The 18,987-nt window shown below is 66.1% G+C and carries 18 protein-coding genes; 6 read left to right on the top strand and 12 right to left on the bottom strand.

Annotated features, from left to right (window positions below; genetic code table 11):
• Positions 1-97 precede the first annotated feature (97 nt).
• The 6 genes from atpA to HMPREF3114_RS14630 all read right to left on the bottom strand — a co-directional run bounded on the left by atpA (position 98) and on the right by HMPREF3114_RS14630 (position 4,373).
• Positions 98-1,645 carry a F0F1 ATP synthase subunit alpha gene (gene atpA, locus HMPREF3114_RS14655; RefSeq protein WP_005419511.1) on the bottom strand — a complete coding sequence of 516 codons (1,548 nt, stop codon included), beginning with the start codon at positions 1,643-1,645 and terminating at the stop codon, positions 98-100.
• A 44-nt stretch (positions 1,646-1,689) separates the two neighbouring features.
• Positions 1,690-2,217, bottom strand: coding sequence for a F0F1 ATP synthase subunit delta (locus HMPREF3114_RS14650; RefSeq protein WP_005411131.1), 528 nt, complete (start codon positions 2,215-2,217; stop codon positions 1,690-1,692).
• 2 nt (positions 2,218-2,219) lie between these two features.
• Positions 2,220-2,690, bottom strand: coding sequence for a F0F1 ATP synthase subunit B (locus HMPREF3114_RS14645; protein ID WP_005419512.1), 471 nt, complete (start codon positions 2,688-2,690; stop codon positions 2,220-2,222).
• A gap of 106 nt (positions 2,691-2,796) precedes the next feature.
• On the bottom strand, positions 2,797-3,102 hold the full coding sequence (gene atpE / locus HMPREF3114_RS14640) for a F0F1 ATP synthase subunit C (protein ID WP_005411133.1): 306 nt from the start codon (positions 3,100-3,102) through the stop codon (positions 2,797-2,799).
• 73 nt (positions 3,103-3,175) lie between these two features.
• The gene (atpB, locus tag HMPREF3114_RS14635; protein WP_005411134.1) at positions 3,176-3,976 is read right to left on the bottom strand and encodes a F0F1 ATP synthase subunit A; all 801 of its coding nucleotides are present in this window, start codon (positions 3,974-3,976) and stop codon (positions 3,176-3,178) included.
• 31 nt (positions 3,977-4,007) lie between these two features.
• Positions 4,008-4,373 carry a hypothetical protein gene (locus HMPREF3114_RS14630; protein WP_014648497.1) on the bottom strand — a complete coding sequence of 122 codons (366 nt, stop codon included), beginning with the start codon at positions 4,371-4,373 and terminating at the stop codon, positions 4,008-4,010.
• 456 nt (positions 4,374-4,829) lie between these two features.
• Between HMPREF3114_RS14630 and HMPREF3114_RS14625 the strand changes: the two genes are divergently transcribed.
• Complete coding sequence (locus HMPREF3114_RS14625) at positions 4,830-5,648, top strand: hypothetical protein (RefSeq protein ID WP_005419516.1); 819 nt, start codon at positions 4,830-4,832, stop codon at positions 5,646-5,648.
• A gap of 355 nt (positions 5,649-6,003) precedes the next feature.
• Here HMPREF3114_RS14625 and lpdA read toward each other — a convergent pair whose 3' ends face one another.
• The 3 genes from lpdA to HMPREF3114_RS14610 form a co-directional block, all read right to left on the bottom strand.
• Complete coding sequence (gene lpdA, locus HMPREF3114_RS14620) at positions 6,004-7,818, bottom strand: dihydrolipoyl dehydrogenase (RefSeq protein WP_070489940.1); 1,815 nt, start codon at positions 7,816-7,818, stop codon at positions 6,004-6,006.
• A gap of 106 nt (positions 7,819-7,924) precedes the next feature.
• Entirely contained in the window at positions 7,925-9,277 is a 1,353-nt protein-coding gene (gene aceF, locus HMPREF3114_RS14615) for a dihydrolipoyllysine-residue acetyltransferase (RefSeq protein ID WP_083297604.1), read from the bottom strand.
• A gap of 167 nt (positions 9,278-9,444) precedes the next feature.
• A complete protein-coding gene (locus tag HMPREF3114_RS14610) occupies positions 9,445-9,963 on the bottom strand; it encodes a DNA-deoxyinosine glycosylase (protein WP_053500663.1) in 519 nt (172 codons plus the stop codon).
• Positions 9,964-10,149: 186 nt separating this feature from the next.
• On the opposite strand from HMPREF3114_RS14610, the gene HMPREF3114_RS14605 reads away from it, so the two are divergent.
• From HMPREF3114_RS14605 to glpK, 3 genes are all read left to right on the top strand, one after another.
• Positions 10,150-10,785: an OmpW/AlkL family protein gene (locus HMPREF3114_RS14605; RefSeq protein WP_005419535.1), complete on the top strand. Its 636-nt coding sequence runs from the start codon at positions 10,150-10,152 to the stop codon at positions 10,783-10,785.
• Between the two features lie 243 nt (positions 10,786-11,028).
• Positions 11,029-12,513: a glycerol-3-phosphate dehydrogenase gene (glpD, locus tag HMPREF3114_RS14600; protein ID WP_053500665.1), complete on the top strand. Its 1,485-nt coding sequence runs from the start codon at positions 11,029-11,031 to the stop codon at positions 12,511-12,513.
• Positions 12,514-12,613: 100 nt separating this feature from the next.
• Positions 12,614-14,113 carry a glycerol kinase GlpK gene (gene glpK / locus HMPREF3114_RS14595; RefSeq protein ID WP_053500667.1) on the top strand — a complete coding sequence of 500 codons (1,500 nt, stop codon included), beginning with the start codon at positions 12,614-12,616 and terminating at the stop codon, positions 14,111-14,113.
• Positions 14,114-14,290: 177 nt separating this feature from the next.
• On the opposite strand, the gene HMPREF3114_RS14590 is transcribed toward glpK, so the two are convergent.
• On the bottom strand, positions 14,291-15,085 hold the full coding sequence (locus HMPREF3114_RS14590; RefSeq protein ID WP_053500668.1) for a MetQ/NlpA family ABC transporter substrate-binding protein: 795 nt from the start codon (positions 15,083-15,085) through the stop codon (positions 14,291-14,293).
• Between the two features lie 26 nt (positions 15,086-15,111).
• Entirely contained in the window at positions 15,112-16,083 is a 972-nt protein-coding gene (locus HMPREF3114_RS14585) for a helix-turn-helix transcriptional regulator (RefSeq protein ID WP_005419539.1), read from the bottom strand.
• A gap of 80 nt (positions 16,084-16,163) precedes the next feature.
• Between HMPREF3114_RS14585 and HMPREF3114_RS14580 the strand changes: the two genes are divergently transcribed.
• A complete protein-coding gene (locus tag HMPREF3114_RS14580; protein WP_053500671.1) occupies positions 16,164-16,766 on the top strand; it encodes a LolA-like protein in 603 nt (200 codons plus the stop codon).
• A gap of 106 nt (positions 16,767-16,872) precedes the next feature.
• Entirely contained in the window at positions 16,873-17,649 is a 777-nt protein-coding gene (locus HMPREF3114_RS14575) for a DUF481 domain-containing protein (RefSeq protein ID WP_049413237.1), read from the top strand.
• 119 nt (positions 17,650-17,768) lie between these two features.
• Here HMPREF3114_RS14575 and hemC read toward each other — a convergent pair whose 3' ends face one another.
• Positions 17,769-18,680, bottom strand: a complete 912-nt coding sequence (gene hemC / locus HMPREF3114_RS14570; RefSeq protein ID WP_053500673.1) for a hydroxymethylbilane synthase — start codon at positions 18,678-18,680, stop codon at positions 17,769-17,771.
• Between the last annotated feature and the right edge of the window lie 307 nt (positions 18,681-18,987).

Genomic DNA, 18,987 nt, shown 5'->3' with positions numbered 1-18,987 from the left:
CTCTTGTTTCCCGTGGCGCGGGGCTGATGCCCCGCGTTGTTCAACCGTTTGTCATCTGGTCCAGCGGAGCCTGGGGCTCCGCTCTACAGGACCGCGATTACCAGCTGCCGGTGGTCTTGAACTCGGCGATGCCCTTCTTGAAGGCACCTTCGATGTCGTTGTCCCAACCGCCGGTAGCGTTGACCTTGCTGATCAGCTCGCCCTGGGTATTGGCGAAGTGGGCGTGCAGGCCTTCTTCGAACGCCAGCAGCTTGTTGACCGGCACGTCATCGAGGTAGCCCTCGTTGACGGCGTAGATCGACAGCGCCTGGTTGGCGATCGACATGGGCGCGTACTGCTTCTGCTTCATCAGCTCGGTGACGCGCTGGCCACGCTCCAGCTGCTTGCGGGTCGCTTCGTCCAGGTCCGAGGCGAACTGCGCGAACGCAGCCAGCTCACGGTACTGGGCCAGCGAGATACGGATACCGCCCGACAGCTTCTTGATGATCTTGGTCTGGGCCGAGCCACCGACGCGCGACACCGAGATACCGGCGTTCACGGCCGGGCGGATGCCGGCGTTGAACAGGTCGGTTTCCAGGAAGATCTGGCCGTCGGTGATCGAGATCACGTTGGTCGGAACGAAGGCGGACACGTCGCCGGCCTGGGTTTCGATGATCGGCAGCGCGGTCAGCGAGCCGGTCTTGCCGGTGACCTTGCCTTCGGTGAACTTCTCGACGTATTCCTCGGACACGCGGGCAGCGCGTTCCAGCAGGCGCGAGTGCAGGTAGAACACGTCACCCGGGTAGGCTTCGCGGCCCGGCGGACGCTTCAGCAGCAGGGAGATCTGGCGGTAGGCGACGGCCTGCTTGGACAGATCGTCGTACACGATCAGCGCGTCTTCGCCGCGGTCCATGAAGTACTCACCCATGGTGCAGCCCGAGTAGGCGCTGATGTACTGCATGGCAGCCGATTCGGAAGCGGTCGCGGCCACCACGATGGTGTGGGCCAGCGCGCCGTTCTCTTCCAGCTTGCGCACGATGTTGGCGATGGTCGACGCCTTCTGGCCGATCGCAACGTACACGCACTTGATGCCGGTGCCCTTCTGGTTGATCACCGCATCGATCGCCATGGCGGTCTTGCCGGTCTGGCGGTCACCGATGATCAGCTCGCGCTGGCCACGGCCGATCGGGATCATCGAGTCGACCGACTTGTAACCGGTCTGCACCGGCTGGTCGACCGACTTGCGCCAGATCACGCCCGGAGCAACGCGCTCCACCGGAGCGGTCAGGTCGGTGCCCAGCGGGCCCTTGCCGTCGATCGGCTCGCCCAGCGCGTTCACGACGCGGCCCAGCAGTTCCGGACCGACCGGCACTTCCAGGATGCGGCCGGTGGTCTTGGCGACGTCGCCTTCGCGCAGGTGCTCGTAGTCACCCAGGACCACGGCGCCGACCGAGTCGCGCTCCAGGTTCAGGGCCAGGGCGAAGGTGTTGTTCGGCAGTTCGATCATTTCGCCCTGCATCACGTCGGCCAGACCGAAGATGCGCACGATGCCGTCGGACACGCTGGTCACGGTGCCTTCGTTGCGCGATTCCGCGGCCAGCTTGACCTTCTCGATGCGGTTCTTGATCAGTTCGCTGATTTCGGAGGGGTTGAGCGTGGTTGCCATCGTCAAGTCCTAGTGCCGGCAGCGGGGCCGGACGTTAAATGAATTCAGTTAGCGAGCGCGGTCTGCAGACGGGCCAGCTTGCCCTTCAGCGAACCATCGATGACCACGTCGCCGGCGTCGATCACGGCGCCGCCGATCAGCGAAGCATCGACCGCAGTGGTCACGTCGACCTCGCGGTTGAAGCGCTTGCGCAGCGCGACCTTGATCGCGTCCAGCTCGCCGGCCGACAGCTCGGCAGCCGAGGTGACGGTGGCCTTGACCACGTGCTCGGCTTCGGCGCGCAGGGCGTCGAACATGCCGGAGATTTCCGGCAGCAGCGGCAGACGATGCGATTCGGCCAGGATGGCCAGGAAGCGCGAGTAGGTCTCGCCGTGGGACACCGGCGCCAGCAGGGCGACGGCGTCGTCACGACCCAGCTCCGGGTTGGCGAGCAGGGCCGCCACGCGCGGGTCGGCGGCGACGTGGGCGGAGAACGCCAGGGCGTCCGACCACGGCGCGAACGCGCCTTCGTCGCGCGCGGTCGCGAACGCGGCGCGGGCGTACGGGCGGGCAAGCGTGAGGGCCTGGCTCATCCTTAGATCTCCGAGGCCAGCTCGTCGAGCAGCGCCTTGTGGGCGTTGGCGTCGATTTCGCGCTTGAGCAGCTTTTCGGCACCGGTCACGGCCAGCGCGGACACCTGCTTGCGCAGATCTTCACGGGCACGGTTGGCGGCGGCGTCGATTTCAGCCTGGGCCAGTTCCTTCTGACGGGTGGCTTCGGTGATCGCTTCGTTGCGGGCAGCATCAACGATCTGGTTGGCACGCGCATGGGCCTGATCGATGATCTCGTTGGCCTTGGTGCGGGCTTCCTTCAGCGCTTCGTTGACCTTCTCCTGCGCCTGGGCCAGATCTTTCTGGCTGCGGTCGGCAGCAGCGAGGCCTTCAGCAATCTTCTGCTGGCGCTCTTCGATCGCGTTCATCAGCGGCGGCCAGATCTTGGTCGCGATGATCCAGATCAGACCAGCGAAGGCCAGCGCCTGCGCAAGAAGGGTGAAATTGATATTCATGGTTAGCTCGATCGCTGGTTTCGGGGTGGACGCGCCGCCGAAGCGGCACATCCGGCCTTCATCCGAAACCGGGTGCATCAGCACCCGGTCGTCTCAAACCGCTGTATCAGCCGGCCAGAGCCTTGGTGACGGCGCCAGCGAAGGCAGCCGACAGCGGGTTGGCGAAGGCCAGCAGCAGGCCAACGGCGACCGAGATGATGAACGCGGCGTCGATCAGGCCGGCGGTGATGAACATGCGGACCTGCAGGACCGGGATCAGTTCCGGCTGGCGGGCGGCCGACTCCAGGAACTTACCAGCCATGATGGCCAGACCCAGACCGGCGCCCAGCGCGGCCAGGCCGATCATGATGCCGACGGCAAGGGCGGTGGAGCTCTGAATCTGCGCGAAGTTGGTCAGGACGGCGAAGTACATGGTTATCTCCAGGAACTTAAGTTGCTAAGGGTGATGAAACGGATGAAGGTTGAAACGCGTTGAAGCTTGAAACTCAGTGAGCGTCTTCCGACAGGCTCAGGTACACGATCGACAGCATCATGAAGATGAAGGCCTGCAGCGGGATCACCAGCAGGTGGAACAGCATCCAGCCGAGGCCGAACACACCACCGGCAATGGCACCGAAGAAACCGGCACCACCCAGCACCCAGATCAGCAGGAACACGATTTCGCCGCCGAACATGTTGCCGAACAGTCGCATCGCCAGCGAGATCGGCTTGCTCAGCCACTCGACGATGTTGAGGATCAGGTTGAACGGCATCATCCACTTGCCGAACGGCGCCGTCAGGAATTCCTTGATGAAGCCGCCCAGGCCCTTCGACTTCAGTGCGAAGAACAGCATCAGGAAGAACACGCTGATGGCCATGCCCAGGGTGGCATTGACGTCAGCGGTCGGGACCGGCTTCCAGTAGTGCACGCCCGCCCATTCCAGCGGCTTGGCGATGAAATCGGCCGGGATCATCTTCAGCAGATTCATCAGCAGAATCCAGAAGAAGATGGTGATGGCGATCGGCGTGACCAGCTTGCTCTTGCCGTGGTAGGTGTCCTTGGCCTGGCGGTCGACGAACTCCAGGCAGATCTCGACGAAGGCCTGCCACTTGCCCGGCACGCCGGCGGTGGCCTTGCGGGTGCCCAGCCAGAACGCGACAACGATCACCAGGCCCATCAGGACCGCGGTGAGGAAGGTATCGACGTGGATATGCCAGAACATACCCTCACCCTTGCCGACCGGCGCGGTCAGGTTGTGCAGGTGATGCTGGATGTAGCTGGTAGGGGTTAGAGCCTCGCCCGCCATGTGTCCGGAACCTTCAGTTAATTGAATTCTGTCAACGCCTGGCCATCGCCAGGACCTGGAACATCAAGCCGACGGCGATACCGGCCAACAGCGCCAATGCAGGCAGCTTGAAGACCAGGAACCCCACCAGCAGGACGCCGAAAACCACGACCCACTTGGCCACGATCGCAATGATCAGGCGAGCCATCGCCGATCCTGCGGCCACCGCACCACCCCCCAGCGCCATCCTTGCCGCCACCCAGCCACCGGCCGAAATGGCCACACCGGACGCCAGCGCGCCGAGGGCATATTTCGGACCGACCAGCAGGAAGGCCAGGGCCAGGACAGCGACCGCGGCCAGCGGGTAGACCGCGGCGCGCAGCATCAGTCGCCGACCCGCATCAACGGAGTTCAGCACAGGACGTCCCGCGTGGTTGCAAGTGGAAGGCTGAGGCGGCTACAGCAGGGGGGCCTCATCGAGCCGCCAAATTATAGCAATGGGACAATTTGCGAGACAACCGCTGCCTGTTCATCCCGGGAAGCCGCAAGTTGCGGTAACGGTTACATTTTTGCGTACCACCCGGGGGACAATGACGTCCGCATGATGCTGCACCGCAGTATTGAACTTTGGTCGCAGGCGAGGAACTTTCGCCGGATGCGCGGGTCCGATCTTTCGACCTGCCTGCAGCATCCTCGTCGGCTCCACCCCGCAGGTCCCACGATGGCCCCGAAGCCCGTCTCCGGGGCCATCTTTTTGCATCGTCGCGACAGCACTGAACCGTGCACATGCCGTGGACCATACGTTCACGGATGGTGGACGGGCCTGTCCGGCACAGTGGTCTTCATTCTGATGAACCACTGCAAGGACTCTTCGATGCGCCCCGTACCCACCCTGCTCGCTCTCTCCCTGATCGCCGCCGGCGCCTCGTTCGCCACCGCTGCCCACGCCGCCGAAGGCGACGACCGCTTTGCCCTGCGCCTGGGTGCGATGAACATCGACTCGGACAACACGCTCCGCGGCAAGACCAATGTCGCCGGGCAGGACATCGGCTTCTCCGAGGACTTCAAGCTGGGTGGCAAGGAGTGGGAGCCGCGCATTGACGGCATGTTCCGCATCAGCAACCGCCAGCGCCTGCTGTTCAACTATTTCAAGTACGACAAGGACCGCCGCGAGACCCTCGGCCAGGACATCTCCTTCGGTGACGTCAACGTGCCGTCCGGCAGCTTCGTCAAGGGCGAACTGAAGTACCAGGTGGCCAGCCTGGTCTATGACTACTCGGTGGTGGACACTGATACGTTCGACCTCGGCCTGCAGCTGGGTGCCGAGTACGCCAAGGTCAGCACCAAGGCCTACGCCGACCTCGGCACCGTGTACGAAGGCCAGTTCCTCAACGAGAAGACCGATGGCGTGGCGCCGGTGGTCGGTGCGCGATTGAGCTTCACCCCGTCCGAGAAGTGGATGATCACCCTGCAGGGCCAGTACCTCAACACGCGCTGGGGCAGCTTCGATGACTACAAGGGCGATCTGAGCCGCGCCAACGCCATCGTCGATTACCGCTTCACCAGGAACTTCGGTGTGTTCGCCGGCTACGACTGGTTCAAGCTCGATGCGGACAAGAAGGGCAGCGACGGCACCATCGGCCTGAAGCAGGAGTTCAAGGGCCCGGTGGCCGGCGTCAGCTTCGTGTTCTGACACCCGCCCCTTCCACGGCACTCTCTCTCCTGGCGCGGCCTCCGGAACATCGGGGCCGCGCTTTTTTGATTGCACGGTCAAGCAGAAGCGGGTTGGTCGAGCGCGGGGGGCAGAGGGGCTTGCGTGCGAATGTCCCCCGGCGCCGGCCTGCGGCCGTCACCTCCTCCTTTACTTCGCACCCAGCCCCCGCTCCCTCCGCGTGTCAGGCATCCAGGCGGCCCAGGCAGTGGCTCTCGACTACCCGCAAGCCGAGCCGCTGCGTGGGTGGCCCGAACGCTCGCAATGAGAGTGATCGAAGCTCAACAAAAAACCCCGGCAGATGCCGGGGCTTTTCGTTCGGAACGGCGCGGGCGCCTTACTTCTTCTTCGGCATGTACAGATCGGTGATCGTGCCGTCGTAGATTTCCGAGGCCATCGCCACCGATTCGCTCAGCGTCGGGTGCGCATGGATGGTGTGGCCGATGTCTTCGGCTTCGGCACCCATCTCGATGGCCAGGCCGATCTCCGCCAGCAGGTCACCGGCATGCACGCCGACGATCGCGCCGCCGATGATGCGGTGGGTCTCCTCATCGAAGATCAGCTTGGTGAAGCCCTCGGTGCGACCGATGCCGATCGCGCGGCCGCTGGCGGCCCACGGGAACTTGGCCACGCCGACCTTCAGGCCCTTGGCCTTGGCTTCGGTCTCGGTCACGCCCACCCAGGCGATTTCCGGGTTGGTGTAGGCCACCGACGGAATCACACGGGCGACCCATTCCTTCTTGTGGCCAGCAGCCACTTCAGCAGCCAGCTTGCCTTCGTGCGTTGCCTTGTGGGCCAGCATCGGGTTGCCGACGATGTCGCCGATGGCAAAGATGTGCGGCACGTTGGTGCGCATCTGGCGATCAACCGGGATGAAGCCACGCTCGGTGACCTGCACACCGGCCTTCTCGGCATCGATCTTCTTGCCGTTCGGCGAACGCCCGACGGCCACCAGAACACGGTCGAAAGTGCCCTGCGCCAGCGCCGGTGCCTGGCCTTCCTCGGCCGCCTCGAAGGTCACGGTGATGCCCTTGGCATCGGCGGTGACGCCCGAGGCCTTGGTCTTCAGGTGCACTTCGATGCCCTGCTTCTTCAGGCGGTCGGCCAGCGGCTTGACCAGGTCCTTGTCGGCGCCCGGCATCAGCTGGTCCATGAACTCGACCACGGTGACCTTGCTGCCCAGTGCGCTGTACACAGTGGCCATTTCCAGGCCGATGATGCCGCCGCCGACGACCAGCAGCGAGCCCGGCACTTCGGCCAGCTCCAGCGCGTCGGTGGAATCCATCACGCGCTTGTCGTCCCACGGGAAGTTCGGCAGCTTCACCGCCTGCGAACCAGCGGCAATGATGCACTTCTGGAAGCGCAGCAGCTGGGTGCTGCCGTCTGCGGCGGTGATCTCCAGTTCGTTGGCCGAGAGGAACCTGCCGACGCCCTGCACGTTGCGGACCTTGCGCTGCTTGGCCATGCCGGCCAGGCCCTTGGTCAGCTGGTTGACGACCTTTTCCTTGTACTGGCGCAGCTTGTCCAGGGTGATGGTCGGCTTGCCGAACTCGACGCCGAAATCGCCGGCGTGGGCCACTTCGTCGATCACCGCGGCAGCGTGCAGCAGCGCCTTGGACGGAATGCAACCGACGTTGAGGCAGACGCCGCCGAGGCTGGCGTAGCGCTCGACCAGCACCGTATCCAGGCCGACGTCGGCGGCGCGGAAGGCGGCGGTGTAGCCGCCCGGGCCGGAGCCCAGCACGACCATTTCGCACTCGATGTCGGCCGGCTTGCCACTGGACAGCGCCGGCTTCGGTGCAACCGGCTCGGCCGGGGCGCGGTGCGAGGGGGTCACCGGCGGCTTGCTGGCCGGAGCGGCCGCAGCCGCAGCCGGAGCCGGCGCAGCGGCCTTGGCCGGGGCATCGGCGGCGCCTTCAGCGTCCAGCACCACGACCACGGCGCCTTCGGACAGGGTATCGCCCAGCTTGACCTTGATCTCCTTGACCACGCCGGCCGCCGAGGACGGCACTTCCAGGGTGGCCTTGTCCGACTCCAGGGTCACCAGGCCCTGGTCCTTCTTCACCGTGTCGCCGACGGCGACCAACACTTCGATCACCGGAACATCGCTGTAATCGCCGATGTCGGGAACCTTGACTTCAATCGTGGCCATGGTGGTTTTCCTTGTGCCCGGCCGGCATGACCGGCGGGCTGTCACTGCATCTGTTCACGCGGCCGCGCCAGGGGCAGCGGCCGCACGGTGGGGGCAAAGCGATGCCTTACAGCAGCACGCGGCGCATGTCGGCCAGCACCTGCGACAGGTACGTGGTGAAGCGTGCGGCCAGGGCGCCGTCGATGACGCGGTGGTCGTAGCTCAGCGACAGCGGCAGCATCAACTTCGGCGCGAACTCCTTGCCATTCCAGACCGGCTGGATGGAGGACTTGGACACGCCCAGGATGGCCACTTCCGGTGCATTGACGATCGGAGTGAACGCGGTGCCGCCAATGCCGCCCAGCGAGCTGATCGAGAAGCAGCCGCCGCTCATGTCGGCCGGGCCCAGCTTGCCGTCGCGCGCCTTCTTGGCCAGTTCGCCGGTTTCCTGCGCGATCTGCACCACGCCCTTCTTGTCCACGTCGCGGATGACCGGCACGACCAGGCCGTTCGGCGTGTCGGCGGCGAAGCCGATGTGGAAGTACTTCTTCAGGGTCAGGTTCTCGCCGCTGGCATCGAGCGAGGCGTTGAATTCCGGGAACTTCTTCAGCGCCGCGGCGCTGGCCTTGATCAGGAAAGCAAGCATGGTCAGCTTGATGCCGGCCTTCTCGTTCTCCTTGTTCAGCGCCACGCGCAGCGCTTCCAGGTCGGTGATGTCGGCCTGGTCGAACTGGGTGACGTGCGGGATCATCGCCCAGTTGCGGGCCAGGTTCGCGCCGGAGATCTTCTTGATGCGCGACAGCGGCTGGACTTCGGTCTCGCCGAACTTGCTGAAGTCGACCTTCGGCCACGGCAGCAGGTTCAGGCCACCACCGGCAGCGACGGCAGCACCGCCGGCAGCCGGCACGCCACCGCTGAGCGCGGCCTTGACGAACTTCTGCACGTCAGCCTTGGTGATGCGGCCCCCCTTCTCGGTGCCGTTGATCTGCAGCAGGTCCACGCCCAGCTCGCGGGCGAACACGCGCACCGCCGGGGTGGCGTACGGCACCTTGGCCGGCAGCACGCCATCGGCGTTGAACTGCACCGGCGGGCTGGACGGGGTGCCGGCCGAAGCGATCTCGCGCGCCGCCAGCTTGTCCGGCTGTGCCGGCACAGCGACCGGCTCGACCTTGGTGGCGGTCTCGGCGGCAGCCGGAGCAGCGGCAGCCGCCGCCTTGGTCGGTGCCGGCGCGGCAGCGCCTTCGGCTTCAATGATGGCAACCACGTCGCCCTGCGACAGGTTGTCGCCCACCTTGACCTTGATCTCCTTGACCACACCGGCCACTGACGACGGCACCTCCATCGTGGCCTTGTCGCTTTCCAGCGTGACCAGGCCCTGGTCCTTCTTGACCGTGTCGCCGACGGCGACAAGCACCTCGATTACCGGGATATCGCTGTAGTCACCGATATCGGGGACAAGTGCTTCCTTGATTTCGGCCATGGGGATAACTCCGGCAATCTGGTGTAGGGAAACGTCTATTGTGCGGCCAGCGGGGTCCAGCGCCAACCGTTACAGGTGTTTTCAGTACGCACGCAGCCGGGACAGGCTGTTGCCCACGGGTCCCGGCCGCGACCAGTCGGTAGCGTATTGTCCGGACGATGTCCGCTTCATGTCGCCAGTGCGTCTGCAACCGGCTGCCAGGCCTGGCGCAGGCGCGGCAACGACCACGCCGCATTGGCCGGGCTGGTCGAGGGCAATGCAACCACCTGTGGCGGGGCCTCCAGCAGCTGCGGCAGCACCCAGCGCTGGAACGCCTGCCATGATGCAGCGCCATTGCAGCCGATCAGCGTCAGCTCAGGCAACGTGGCGATCAGTTCCGGCAGTGCATTGGCCACTTCCGTGCCACGCACGATGTCCGCGTCCAGGCTGCCTCGGCGCTCGCAGCGGCCGATCACATCCCACAGACCGATGCCCGCGGCATTCAATGCCTGCAGCCGCGCGGCGTAGGCCAGATCCGCGTCGAAACCACAGATGTCGGCCATCAGCGGCCAGAAGCGGTTGCGCGGATGGGCGTAATAGCGCTGCTCCTGCAGGGACGCCACGCCCGGCATCGAGCCCAGCAGCAGCACCCTGCACTCCACGTTCACCTGCGCTTGCAGGCCAATGCACAACGTTGCTGTGCTCACATCTTCTCCAACTGCATGAATGTCCCCGAGCGCCAGAAACCCCATGAATACAGGCGTTCCGTACCCGTCGCTGAACAAGGAAAACTATTTTTTAACGTGCGTCGGATTCGATTCATGTTGGGGCGACTACGGTGTGCTCGCCCCGCAACCGGGGGCCCAAAACAAGAAACATTAGGAGATACCCCCATGCGCTCCATCCGTATCCTGAGTCTCGCCCTGCTGACCTCCGCCGCCTTCGCGCCGGCCGCTTTCGCCCAGGACAGCAGCAGCACCGACACCGCGTCGGGCAAGCATTTTGCCGTTGTTGGCGGCATCTCGCTGCTGGAACCGAAGAACGACCCGATCTCCGGCGTGAAGAAGACCGATGGTGGCCCGGCGCCGACCGTCAGCTTCAGCTACTACATCAACGACAACTGGGCCGTTGAACTGTGGGGCGCCGCTGACAAGTTCGACAACAAGTTCAAGGGCCCGAACAATGCCCGCCTGGGCTCGGTCGAGCAGCAGCCGGTCGCGCTGAGCGGCCAGTACCACTTCGGCCAGGCTGACAACGTGTTCCGTCCGTTCGTGGGCGTCGGCTACTACCAGTCGAGCTTCAGCAACGAGAAGCTGGGCAACGGCGCTGACACCGACATCCGCTTCAAGGATGCCAAGGGCGTGATCGGCACCGTCGGCGTCGACATGAACATCAACTCCACCTGGTTCGCCCGTGCTGACGCCCGCTACATGCGCGCCCGCCCGGACATCAAGGTTGGCGGCGAGAAGATCGGCGAAGCCAAGATGGATCCGTGGACCGTCGGCTTCGGCATCGGCGCCCGCTTCTGATCCAGGCTGCACCTGCTTCACTGATGCAACGCGACGGGCCCTTCGGGGCCCGTCGTCGTTTCCGTCACCCGCTGTCTGTAGAGTCGAGCCAAGCCCGACTGCCTTTTATGTAGAGTCGAGCCAAGCCCCTATCCCGAGTCGAGCGGCGGGCTCCGCGCGCATTGCGATGCGTTACGTTCAATGGCGCCCACGGTCAATGGTGGCGCGGCTCGGCTCCACACAGACACAGGACGCGAAGACACGATGGACGACGTCGACCTGCTGGTGATCGGTGGCGGCATCAACGGTGCCGGCATCGCCCGTGACGCCAGCGGCCGCGGCCTGCGCGTGCTGCTGTGCGAGCAGCACGACCTTGCCGCGCATACTTCCAGCGCCAGCAGCAAGCTGATCCACGGCGGCCTGCGCTACCTGGAACAGGGCGAGCTCGGGCTGGTGCGCAAGGCGCTGGGCGAACGCGAGGTGGTACGCCGGCAGGCGCCCCATCTGGTCCATCCATTGCGCTTCGTGCTGCCGTGGGAACCCCATCTGCGCCCACGCTGGATGCTACGCGCGGGACTGTGGCTGTATGACCACCTGGGCCGTCGCAGCCCGGCATTTCCCGCCTCGCGCGCCCTGGACCTTCAGCGCGATCCGCTCGGCCCCTGGCTTTCCCCGGATCTGCGGCAGGCCTTCAGCTACGCCGACGCGCAGGTCGATGACGCGCGACTGGTGCTGCTCAACGCTCTGGATGCCGCGCAGCGGGGCGCACAGGTGCGTGTGCGCAGCCGCTGCGTCGACCTGCAGCCCTTGCCGGGCCGGTGGCAGGCGGTGCTGGAATCCGCTGATGGCCAGCAGCAGGTGACCGCGCGCGCCGTCGCCAATGCGGCAGGGCCGTGGGCCGGCGGCCTGCTGGAACGGATGGAGGCACGCAGTGGCGGCCCCGCGCTGCGGCTGGTACAAGGCAGCCACATCGTCCTGCGCCGGCCCTGGCCCGATGACAGCGCGTGCCTGCTGCAGCAACCCGATGGACGCGTGGTGTTCCTGCTGCCCTTCGCCCACGACCACCTGCTGGTTGGCACCACCGACACCGACTATCGCGGCGACCCGGCGCACTGCAGCGTGCTGCCTTCAGAGGTGGCGTACCTGTGCGAAGCGGCCAACCGCTACCTGCATGAACCCATCGCGCCGGAAGATGTGGTCTGGCAGTTCGCCGGTGTCCGCCCGCTGCTGGCTGATCCCGATCCGCGCGCGGCAAGACTCAGCCGCGATTACCGCCTGCAGCTGCAGGTGGACCCGGCACCGGCGCTGCATGTGCTGGGCGGCAAGCTGACCACCTACCGGGTGCTGGCCGAGGAAGCGCTGGAGCTGCTGCGGCCCGCCCTGCCGCAGATGGGAGCGGCGTGGACAGCACACGGGGACCCGCTGCCAGGCAGCGACTGGGGCGACGCCGCGCAGGCGGGCGCGCATCTGCAGGTATCGGCACCCTGGTTGCCCGCAGGTATCGCGCGACGCTGGGCCGGGGCCTATGGCAGTCGAAGCGCGGAACTGCTGCAGGGTGTACGGGGCCTGCACGATCTTGGCGAGGCGTTTGGCGGCGGCCTGCATGCCCGGGAAGTGGCCTTTCTACGCGAGCATGAGTGGGCGCGCACTGCCGAGGACGTGCTGTGGCGAAGGAGCAAGCTGGGGTTGCGGCTGGACGCTGCGCAGGTGACACGGCTGCAGGCGTGGATCGAACACTCCACTCTGTAGAGCCGAGCCATGCTCGGCTGCGTTGTGCAAATGCAGCCGAGCATGGCTCGGCTCTACAGAGAAAGGTAAGTTACCCTGACTGCTCTACCGGAGACGCTGCATGACGCCCCGCTACGTGCTGGCCATCGACCAGGGCACCACCAGTTCGCGCGCGATCCTGTTCGACCGTGCCGGCGACATCATCGGCAGCGCGCAGCGCGAGTTCGCGCAGATCTTCCCGCAACCCGGATGGGTCGAGCATGACCCGCGCGAGATCCTCACCAGCGTCTATGCCACGCTGACCGAACTGCTCAGTCGCGGGCAGATCGACCCGCGCCATATCGCCGCACTGGGCATCACCAACCAGCGCGAAACCACCGTGGTCTGGGACCGTGCCACCGGCCAGCCGATCCACAACGCCATCGTCTGGCAATCGCGGCAGAGCCACGCCATCTGTGAACGACTGAAGTCCGAAGGCCATGAAGCGCTGATCCGCGAGCGGACCGGCCTGCTGATCGATGCCTATTTCTCTGCGACCAAGGTGCGCTGGATCCTCGACCACGTGGAAGGTGCGCAGCAGCGCGCCGAACGTGGCGAGCTGCTGTTTGGCACCATCGACACCTGGTTGGTGTGGAACCTCAGCGGTGGCCAGGCGCATGTGACCGACTACAGCAACGCGGCGCGCACGCTGTTGTTCAACATCCACACGCTGGACTGGGATGACGATCTGCTGGCCCTGCTCGACATCCCGCGCGCGATGCTGCCGCAGGTGCGCGACTCCAGTGCGGTGTACGCACACACCCGGCCGCAGTTCTTCTTCGACCACCCGATCCCGATCGCCGGCATCGCCGGTGACCAGCAGGCGGCACTGTTCGGCCAGGCCTGTTTCCAGCCGGGCATGGTCAAGAACACCTATGGCACCGGTTGCTTCATGTTGATGCATACCGGCGCGCAGGCGGTGCGGTCGCGCAACGGCCTGCTGACCACCATTGCCTGGGGCCTGGACGGGCGCGTGGAGTATGCGCTGGAAGGGTCGATCTTCATCGCCGGCTCGGTGGTGCAGTGGCTGCGCGACGGACTGCGCATGATCGAACGCGCCAGCGACAGCCAGGCACTGGCCGCGCAGGTGCCCGACAGCGGCGGCGCCTATCTGGTGCCGGCGTTTGTCGGCCTGGGTGCGCCCTATTGGCGCAGTGATGTGCGCGGTGCGATGTTTGGCTTGACCCGTGGCACGGGCAAGGCGCATCTCGTGCGCGCCGCGCTGGAAGCGATGGCCTACCAGACGCGCGACGTGCTCGATGCCATGCAGTCCGATGCGGGCATCGCACTGACCGAGCTGCGCGCTGATGGCGGTGCGATCGGCAACGACTTCCTGGCCGGCTTCCAGGCAGACATCCTCGGTGTGCCGCTGCTGCGGCCGCGGTTGACCGAAACCACCGCGCTCGGTGCGGCCTATCTGGCCGGCCTGGCCGTCGGGTTCTGGTCAAGCCGCGAACAGATCGCTGCACAGTGGGGCCTGGACCGGCGCTTCGAGCCACAGATGGAGGTGTCGCGGCGCGAGAAGCTGTATGCGGGATGGCAGCAGGCAGTTGCCGCCACCCTCGCCTTCCACGTCGATTGAAACTGCAATGCCCTGCCCTGCTGCGGCACGTGGAGTGACACGGAAGAGCCGAGCGATGCTCGGCTGCCGTTGGTGAAATGCCGGAAACAGCAGAGCCGAGCGTGGGCTCGGCTCTACAGGGCAGGCAGTGTCGACCAAGGTCGACACCCACCATTCAAATCAACAGATCAGCCGCAATCAGAACGCCGGCAGCACCGCGCCCTTGTACTTGCTCTCGATGAAGGCCTTCACCTGCGGGCTGGTCAGGGCCTTGGCCAGCTTCTGCACACGGGCGTCGTCCTTGTTGTCCGGGCGCGCGACCAGGAAGTTCACGTACGGCGAATCCTTGCTCTCGATCGCCAGCGCATCCTTGGTCGGGTTGAGGCCGGCGTCCAGCGCATAGTTGGTGTTGATCAGGGCCAGATCGACCTGGTCCAGCACGCGCGGCAGCATCGCCGAGTCCAGCTCGCGGAACTTCAGGTTCTTCGGGTTGGCGGTGATGTCACGCTGGGTCGACAGCGCGTTGGCCGGGTCCTTAAGCTCGATCACGCCGGCCTTGTGCAGCAGGATCAGCGCGCGGCTGTTGTTGCTCGGATCGTTCGGGATCACCACGTCGGCACCGTCGCGCAGCTCGGCCAGCGACTTGACCTTGCGCGAGTACGCACCGAACGGCTCGATGTGCACGCCGATCACCTTCACCAGGTCGGTCTTGCGGTCGCGGTTGTAGGCATCCAGGTACGGCTCGGTCTGGAAGTAGTTGGCGTCCACCTGCTTCTGCACCAGCTGGTCGTTGGGCTGCACGTAGTCGTTGAATACGCGCACGTCCAGGTCCACGCCTTCCTGCTTGAGGATCGGCTTGACCACCTCGAGGATCTCGGCATGCGGCACGGCCGTGGCGGCCACCACCAGCTTCTGCGAGGGCTCACCGGACTTGCCGCAGGCGGTCAGGGCCAGCGCAGCGGCGAGCAGGGACAGCAACAGGGTCTTCTTCATGGGGGACGGGGTTCTCGGGGGGAGTGTCAGGATTTTTCGTAGTTGCTCAGGGCCAGCTCAAGCAGCGCCTTGGCCTGCTCGCGCAGCATGATCGGCTCGATGATCTCGGCATCCGAACCATAGTGCAGCACGTCCATCAGCAACTCTCGCGAGACGCTGTACGGCACCTTCAGTTCGTAGCGGCCATCGGCCAGGAAACGACCCTGCTGCTTGGAATGCCAGTGCTCGTCGGCCACCCAGCGCGCAGCCTTGGCGCTGAACAGGATGGTCGCCCAGCCCTTCGGCGCACCCGAAAAAATGCCATAGCTGGCGCCGAGCTGCTCGTCCAGCTCGCTGTCGGCGACATCGCGGGCGGCACTGTCGATTACCCGTGCCTTGTGGATGCGGTCCACCGCGAAACTGCGCAGCGCCTCGCGGTCATGGTCCCAGGCATCCAGGTACCAGTTGTCGCGATAATGGGTCAGGCGCTGCGGCGAGACGGTGCGCTTGGTCGGCTCGTCGGTGGAGCGGGCGCGGTACTCGAACGCCAGCTGACGGCGCTCCAGCACCGCCGAGGCCACGCTGCGGAAGCTGCCTTCATCGAACTTGCGGCCACGGTGCGGAATCACCCGCACGCGGTCGACCGGCCAGCTGGAGACACCGGCCTGGGCTGCCAACAGGCTCTCGATGCGCTGCTGCAGCGGGGCCAGCACCGACGACAACACGCCGCCGCCGGTACGCGCCAGCAGGTGCTGCGAGGCCAGCAGGGCATGCAGCTCCTCCGAGCTGAGCCACAGGCCGGGCAGCTCGAAGCGATCGCTCTCGTCGGCCTGGTAGCGGAAGCCGGCCTCGCCGTCGCCCTCGATCGGTGCCATCAGCGCATCGCGCAGGAAGGCCAGGTCGCGGTAGACGGTGGCACGGGAACAACCGAGCTTGTCCTGCAGGGTCGCCACCGTCACCGGATAGCGCGCGGACTTGAGCAGACGATGCAGGGCGGTGATGCGTTCGTATCGGTCCATACCCCCGATTATGTCCGAGTCGCGGGTCTTGTGTGGGACGTTTGGGCTATCGTGGTCGCCCCCACCCCATGGAATGCCCGATGCGCCGGTTGCCTGCCCTGTCCCTGCTGGCCTGCCTGCTGCTGGCCGCCTGCGATCGCGCGCCGGCGCCGGCGCGCACCGAGGCCCCGGTACCCGCCGCCGATCCGGCACAGGCGGTGCTGGGTGCCAGCCAGCGTTTCGCCGCCCTGCGCAGCTTCCACGCCGAACTGGAAGTGCTGGGCGCGCCGCAGCGGGTACGCAGCGCCATGGACTTCGTTGCACCCGACCGTTTCCGGGTGGAGACCCCGGCCGGGCCGCAGACCATCATCGGCGACACCCTGTTCCTGCAGGCCGACGGTGCGATCCGCCAGGTGCCGGCCCCGCCCGGCCTGCTCGAGCAGTGGCGCAACCCGCTGCCGGCCGACGCCCTGCCCGCCGACCTGAAGGCCGAAGATCTCGGCAGCCAGGCGCTGGACGGGGTCGAGACCCGTCACTACCGGCTGCGCGGCAACCAGCCCGGCGAACGCCTGGAGTACTGGGTGGATGCCCAGGGCCTGCCACGCCAGATCGTGCGCAGCGGCAGCAGCAATGGCCGCAGCTTCCAGCTGCGCCTGCGCTATTCGCGCTTCAACGACCCCGCATTGCGTGTCGATCTGCCCTGAATAGGCGATCGCGGCAACGTTCGCTGAAGCACGCTTTGGATCGATTCGGACCGCCATCACGCTTCCAGTATCATCACCGGCTGTTAACCGTTCCGGAGAAGCCTCGATGTCCCTGCGCGTGTCCCTGCTGATCCCCCTGCTGCTGTGTGCGCCGCTCGCATACGCGCAGGATGCCTCCGAACTGGCGGCGATGTCCTCGCCGTGGAGTGGCAGCGGCGGCGAGCTCGGCTTTGCCTCGGCACGCGGCAACAGCAGCACCGAGAGCTTCAACGGCCGCCTGCGCCTGCGCTACACCGACGGCGACTGGGTGCACAGCATGGACCTGTTCGGCCTGCGCTCCAGCTCCAAGGTGACCGAGACCAACGACGACGGCACCACCACCCGCCGCAGCAACACCACCGCCAACCGCTACACCGGCAGTGCGGGCAGCGCGCTGCAGCTGGGCGAGCACCGCCAGCTGACCGCCACGGTGCGTACCGAGCGCGACGACTTCGCCACCTACGACCGCCAGAGCTCGTTCGGTCTGGGCTACGGCACCCGCCTGTGGAACACCGAGCGCTTCTCGTTCGACGCGCAGATCGGCCCCGGCGTGCGCCGTACGCACAGCACCGAGGATGACCGCACCCGTACCGGCATGATCGGCCGTGGCCTGTTCGACCTGAAGTACTCGCTGACCGACAACACCGACCTGGTGAACACGCTGCTGGTCGAGTCCGGTTCGTACAACACCTTCGGCCAGAACGACTTCGGTGTATCGGTGAGCATGAACGAGCACCTGGCGCTGAAGGCCGGCTGGCAGGCGCGTTACAACAGCGACGTCGCTGTCGACAAGCGCAAGACCGATACGCTGACCACGATGAACGTGGTCTACAAGTTCAAATAAGCAGAACGGGTGCCCAGGGCGCCCGTTCTTCATTTCGGTAGTGCCGGCCGCTGGCCGGCAACAGCGTTCAATCGGCGGCATGAGGTTGCCGGCCAGCGGCCGGCACTACCTGCGGTGCCTCAGACGTTCAGCAGTTCGCCAGCACCAGCGTCCAGCAGCAGCTTCGCCACCCGCTGGCCCAGCGCTTCCGGATCACGGGCCGGGCCCACCGCTTCGGCACGCACGGCGCGGCCATCACTGGCGCTGCCGACCAGGCCCTGCAGGTGCAGGTCGTCGCCCTGCCACTGCGCGATCGCCGCCACCGGCACGTGGCAGCTGCCATGCAGCGCGCGGTTCATGGCCCGCTCGGCTTCCACGCAGGCGCGCGTGGCGGCGTCATCAAGCGTGGCGAACAGCGCCATCAGGCGCGTGTTGCCTCCGTCGCACTCTACCGCCACCGCGCCCTGCGCCGGCGCCGGCAACCACTGCGGCGGTTGCAGGCGCGCGACGATGCGCTCGCCCAGGCCCAGGCGCTCGAGGCCGGCCACCGCCAGCACGATGGCGTCGTAGCCACCGTTGTCGAGCTTGGCCAGGCGGGTGTTGACGTTGCCACGCAGGTCCAGCAGCTCCAGGTCCGGGCGCAGCGCGCGCAGCTGGGCCTGGCGGCGCAGCGACGAGGTGCCGACCCGCGCGCCGATCGGCAGCGCGTCCAGCGAGGCGTACAGGTTGGAGACGAAACCATCGGCCGGGTCGTGCCGGGTCAGCATCGCCGGCAGCGCGAAGGGCGCGTCCAGTTCCATCGGCACATCCTTCAGCGAGTGCACGGCGCAGTCGGCCTCACCCCGCAGCATGGCCAGCTCCAGTTCCTTCAGGAACAGGCCCTTGCCACCGATGGCGGCCAGCGAGCGGTCCAGCACCTCGTCACCGCGGGTGCTCATCGGCACCAGTTCCACGTGCAGGCCGGGGTGGGCCTGGCGCAGGCGGTCGGCGACGTGTTCGCTCTGCCAGAGGGCGAGCGGGCTCTTGCGGGTAGCGATGCGGACAGTTTCCATACGGTCATTATCGCGCCTTCGGCGCGGATACGGCCAACGGCGGAGCCCCTCGTGGCTGGCTGGGGGGCGTGAAAGCAACAGCCGTGCTTGGCCGGGCGGGATGGACTGCGCAGGGGCCGCTGCAAGTACGTCCATGTAAGCTCGGTCGCGGCATCCATGCCGCGGACACCCCCGCGAACCCACCCCACCCGGCCTTTGACAGGTTCCGTGTGCGCCAGCCACGGAAGATCAAAAAAAAAGAGTGCAGAAACAAAGGCAACAGCCGGCGGCTTCCGGGGTCAGATCCCTTTTCCGCAGGAAAAGGGAT

The sequence above is a fragment of the Stenotrophomonas sp. HMSC10F07 genome (assembly GCF_001807895.1).
Lineage (GTDB): Bacteria > Pseudomonadota > Gammaproteobacteria > Xanthomonadales > Xanthomonadaceae > Stenotrophomonas > Stenotrophomonas sepilia.
This window is presented reverse-complemented; position numbering and strand designations above follow the sequence as displayed.